We start from the raw sequence: 1,078 nt of genomic DNA, 5'->3' as shown, positions 1-1,078 counted from the left end.
CGTCGGAAAAAGGAGGCCCGCCATGCCGCACATCACCCGCCGCGCTGCGCTTGCCCTCGGCGCGGCCGCGCTCGCCGCGCTCGCCGCGCCCGCCCGCGCGCAGGGCTTCCCGACGCGCCCCATGCGCATCCTCGTGCCCTTCGCCGCCGGCGGCACCACCGACATCCTCGCCCGCGCGATCGGAGAGAGGCTGTCGGCCGCGCTCGGCCAGCCCGTCGTGATCGACAATCGCGGCGGCGCCGGCGGGACCGTGGCCGGGGAGGCCTTCGCCCGCGCCGAGCCTGACGGGCACACGCTGCTCGTCGCGACAGCGTCGCTCATCTGCATCAACAAGGCGCTCTATGCGCGCCTGCCCTTCGACCCGGATGCGGACTTCCTGCCGATCGCGATGCTGGCGCAGCAGCCCAACGTGCTCGTCGTCAATCCGCGCGCGCTGCCCATGGCGACGCTGCCCGAGCTGATCGCGCATATCCGCGCCAATCCGGGGCGGGTGAACTACGCCTCGTCCGGCACGGGGTCCCAGCTGCACCTGACGGGGGAGATGTTCCGCGCGGCCATCGGCGTGGAGATGACGCACATCCCCTATCGCGGCAGCGCGCCGGCCATGACGGACCTGGTCGCGGGCAATGTGCCGATGATGTTCGACGGGCTCGGTACGGCGCTGCCGCAGATCCGCGGCGGCGCGGTGCGCTGCCTGGGCGTCGCGTCGGACCGCGAGAACGCCGCGCTGCCCGGCGTGCCGACCATCGCCTCCGCCCTGCCGGGTTTCCTCTCGGTGAACTGGACGGGCCTGTTCGCGCTGCGCGGGACGCCGGAGCCGGTCATCGCGCGCATCGACGCGGAGACGCGCAAGGCGCTTGCGGGCCCCGAGATGGCGACGCTGTTCCGCGAGCGCGCCTTTGACCCGATGCCGATCGCGCGCACGGAGCTGCCTGCCTTCGTGGCGGCGGAAAGTGCGCGGTGGCGGGAAGCGGTTCGCGCTTCGGGCGCGCGGGCCGAGTAAAGGTGGGGGGAGGGGAACCTCCCCCGAACCCCCTCCCTTCTTTGTCTGTATTGGGTTCCGAGGGCCTTTCGGCCC

The 1,078-nt window shown here is 73.0% G+C and carries 1 protein-coding gene; it reads left to right on the top strand.

From position 1 onward, the window contains the following. On the top strand, positions 1 to 1,003 hold a 1,003-nt coding region (locus HW577_RS25465), incomplete at its 5' end, for a Bug family tripartite tricarboxylate transporter substrate binding protein (protein WP_332837819.1). Positions 1,004 to 1,078: the final 75 nt, after the last annotated feature.

It is taken from the genome of Neoroseomonas rubea (assembly GCF_016106015.1).
GTDB lineage: Bacteria > Pseudomonadota > Alphaproteobacteria > Acetobacterales > Acetobacteraceae > Neoroseomonas > Neoroseomonas rubea.
The sequence above is the reverse complement of the archived record's forward strand: the minus strand, read 5'-3'. Positions and strand labels throughout refer to the sequence as shown.